Raw genomic sequence first — 3,650 nt, forward strand, 5'->3', positions numbered from 1 at the left:
GCAGATACCCCCCACCCACAACGCCACCGGGTCAGCAGGCGGAATCGGCTCGCGAACGTGGCATCGCCGTCCCGGCGATGGGGGTGGAACCATGCTGAGCCCGCCGAAGCGTGACGGGAGGGGAGTCCCTGGCAGGTACGCACTGCGCACCACCCTTCCCGCGGCGGCGGGCTCTTTCCGCGGAATCGGCTCGCGAACGTGGCATCGCCGTCCCGGCGATGGGGGCGGAACCGGCGGGGCCACGCGTGGCCTCGCCTGGCCACCACCCTGTCATCTCTTGCCACAACGCTCGCGGCGATTGAACGCACGCTTCGACGGGCTCAGCGTGACGGGAGGGGAGTCCCTGGCACCTGCCCACGATGGGCTATCCACAACGCCGCCACTGGGGCAGCAGGTGGAATCGGCTCGCGAACGTGGCATCGCCATCCCGGCGATGCAGCCACCGTGGTTTCGCCGCAGCAGCTCTACGTCACGCTTCGACAGGCTCAGCGTGACGGAATCGGAGTCCCTCGGCCTACACGTAGCCAAACCGTATCAGCCACAGGGCTGCCCGCGACGGACTCACACCGCCCTCCTCCGACTGCGGAGTGCTAGGAGGCCGAGGCAGCCGGAGAGTGCTAGCGCCGCACCCGGCTCCGGGACGGGGGTGGAGAGCCAGATCTCGTAGCTCTGCGGTCCGGTCTCCCACCACCAGAGACAATGCCCGCCGTCGCCGATTGCGAGAGCGGACCCCGCCACAACGTCTACACCCAATGCGTCCTTGGATAGGTTGAAGTCATCATACAACACGCCGCCAACACCCGTCTCGTTGTGCCAGATAGTCCACAGCGTGTGACCCGAAGCGTTGATCTGCGCAGCATGATCGGACTCAAAGCCCGGACCCCCTAGTGTGCCTGTTAGGTCCACGTCGTCACGGAAGAGATGCCAGCCTTCCTCCATGGACCGCACCGCACTCCATAGCACGTGACCGTTTTCCGAGAGGCGGAGGGCAAACAGGCTCTGAGGCCGCCCTATCACTGGCTCAGAGATGTTGGAGGTGTTCAGTATGATATTGTTCACCATTGCACCGCCCTCCCACAGAACGTCACCTCTGCGGTTCATCCATCTGGTTACTCCATCCCCAGCAGGGCCAAACACTTCGGATGTCAAGTCTCGCCGATCTACAAATACCTTGCTCCGGTCTCCAGTCGAGGGCGACCTTCCGATCCACGCGACGTGGCCGGCGTCGTCGATCCTACCACCCTCTGCAGTCCTCCCCGGACCCAGAAAGGAGCTCAGGTTCTCGGTCCCAGCGAACATGTCCCAATACCCATCCGTGCCAGGGCCACGCCCTCGCCACGCGAGGACTCCATCCGTGTTTGGCGCGGAAGGCAGCCTACCTTCACCCGTCGGCCCAAGCGCCATGGTGGTGACATCGGTATCACCCACGAACACCTTGTAGAGGCCGTCTATGTACCTGACGTAGCTGACATGACCACCGCGGGCTCGCTGGTTGTATGCTACGTCAGTGACATTGGCGGCGACCTCCTCGGTCCCGACGAACAGCCGGCGCCCGCCCCGATCCCACCATATCGGAAGACCCTCCTCTGTTACCCCGCGCGCCACGGCCGAGTGGTAGCCGGGACCAAGAATCGCTTCGCTCAGGTTGGTGCTTCCAACAAACACACTTACCGCGGTTCCCGTGGATGCCGTGAACACCGGAACCCCCAAAGGACTTACATGTGCGTTCAGCCAGCTTGGCGAGCTCGCGACCCGAGCAAGCCTCTCATGCACCCACTCGGTCTGGCCGTGAACCGTCGCGATGGGAAAGCTAACAGCAACGCTCAAACAAGTCACGTACCATACTGCTCTCATGTTAGGGCCCCCAGATTGCGAACAGCCGACCGCTCTCGTATCTCGGCGACGATGTTCCCACGTACACGGTGCCGTCCGAGTCGATGCTGATGTGCGGACGCTCGATCGTTTCTGGGAAGGTTGGATCAGACCCGTTGGGGGGACCGAGTCGCCACCAGTACTGCACGTCGTCGAAGCGCGCTTCGGGCTTGAAGGAATACACGAACGGCTCCTCGTAGGCGATGATGATGGCCTGCTGGAGCCTCTTCTCATCATCCCACCACCTAGCGCATGCTCCTACCGCATCCACATTGTTGACTAGCGCCTCGGGAGTCACCACAACGCCCTCCGCCCACCGGACTTCACCCTGTGCTCGCTCCTGGACGCGAATGAACCGGGATGGGTTGCCGATGTACGTCCCAAACCAGATCTGCGATCCTTCGGCACTCCAATTGAGGAAGGGTCCGCCCTCGATCTGGCCTACGTCCTCGCCCGGTGGGCCTCCAGGCCCCACCACCTTCCACAAGAAGTCATACTGCAAGCCGTCCCACTTGGCGGTTGGCTCCGCATCTTGGCCATGGTCCGTAACGGCATGGAGGCCGTTCCTGGCCCCTTGGTAGAAAGTGGTGAAGTAGATGGTCCCGTCGTCACCGATCACTGGTTCGCAGTGGATGGTGAGCGTTCCGTTTTCGTTGAAATATGGGCCTGGCCACTTCAGTCGGGGCTCAGAATCCAGATCGAGGACCGCATGCAGCCGACCCCGGGAATCTCCTACATAGATGGTGCCGTCAGCACCTAGGGCTGGACCTGCTATCACACCGACCCTGTTGGTGCCATCTGGCGGCAACTGCTGCGTCCACTTGAGGGACCCGGCAGCATCGTAGGCACTTACGTACGAGCGCCTTATAGCCTCGTCGGACCACGCGACGTAGATGCGGCCGTTGGATCCGATGACCGGAGAGCCACCGATGCCGTCGCCCATGGACCGCATCCAGCTCAGCGTGCCATCGGGACGAAAGCACCACAGGCGACCGTCCATCGTCGTGAAGTACACGTTGTATAGCTGCTGCCCCGGCGGCCAATCCGACTCACCGTCCCGCGGCGAGTACGCCACGCCGAGTGCCGGCGTGCAGAAGACACCTGCGCCTTCGTCACACGCCGGAGGCTGGTTGGACGGAGGATAGGACCAGAGGCGCTGACCGTTGGTGCGGCTCACACAGATGAACCGGCCGCTGGTGGTGCCGAAGAACAGCTTGCCATCGGGGCCAATCGCCACGCCGCCATGGATTGCATCCACCTCGTCCGGGTTGTTCGGGTGGGTGTCGTCCGGATCGTAGATCCACTTGAACGTTCCGCGCAGCTCGGGGGCTGCCGGTGTTACCGTCGTCCTTCCCGTATGTCTTGCGTCATGCCCGAACATAGGCCAAGGGGAACCGGGGACGGGCTGAGCGTCCACCGTAAGAGAGAGTACTAAGGTGCTCCCCCGCAATAAGGGTAAGGAGGAACCTGTCAAAGCGCCCACACATTCTGCATCCTCCTCGTTCGCCCGCGCAGCCGGGGGAGGATCGCACCGCACGACCCGCTCGCTGCACGGACCTGCAACCATGCTATCACGACTCGCCCACTTTGTCAACCTACATTGCGGGCTGTCGCCGTGGCATCGCCGTCCCGGCGATGGGGTCGGAACCAGCGGGGACGCCGGAACCACTGATTCATCACGTGGCATCGCCGTCCCGGCGATGGGGGTGGAACCATGCTGAGCCTATCGAAGCGGCGGCCTACCCCAGTTACCGCCTGCGGACACATCCTGATCCTGT

At 63.2% G+C, this 3,650-nt stretch carries 2 protein-coding genes; both read right to left on the bottom strand.

Going from position 1 to position 3,650, the window contains the following annotated elements:
* Nucleotides 1–561 precede the first annotated feature (561 nt).
* A complete protein-coding gene (locus HRF45_07945) occupies nucleotides 562–1,854 on the bottom strand; it encodes a hypothetical protein (GenBank protein ID MEP0766454.1) in 1,293 nt (430 codons plus the stop codon).
* A gap of 1 nt (nucleotide 1,855) precedes the next feature.
* Entirely contained in the window at nucleotides 1,856–3,253 is a 1,398-nt protein-coding gene (locus tag HRF45_07950) for a PQQ-like beta-propeller repeat protein (protein MEP0766455.1), read from the bottom strand.
* Nucleotides 3,254–3,650: the final 397 nt, after the last annotated feature.

The organism is Fimbriimonadia bacterium, assembly GCA_039961735.1.
In the GTDB taxonomy this organism is placed as follows: domain Bacteria; phylum Armatimonadota; class Fimbriimonadia; order Fimbriimonadales; family JABRVX01; genus JABRVX01.

What these genes read in the sequence shown, in the direction of transcription:
- HRF45_07950 (MEP0766455.1), bottom strand. Translation starts at nt 3,253, where the DNA reads ATGTTCGGGCATGACGCAAGACATACGGGAAGGACGACGGTAACACCG.
- HRF45_07945 (MEP0766454.1), bottom strand. Translation starts at nt 1,854, where the DNA reads ATGAGAGCAGTATGGTACGTGACTTGTTTGAGCGTTGCTGTTAGCTTT.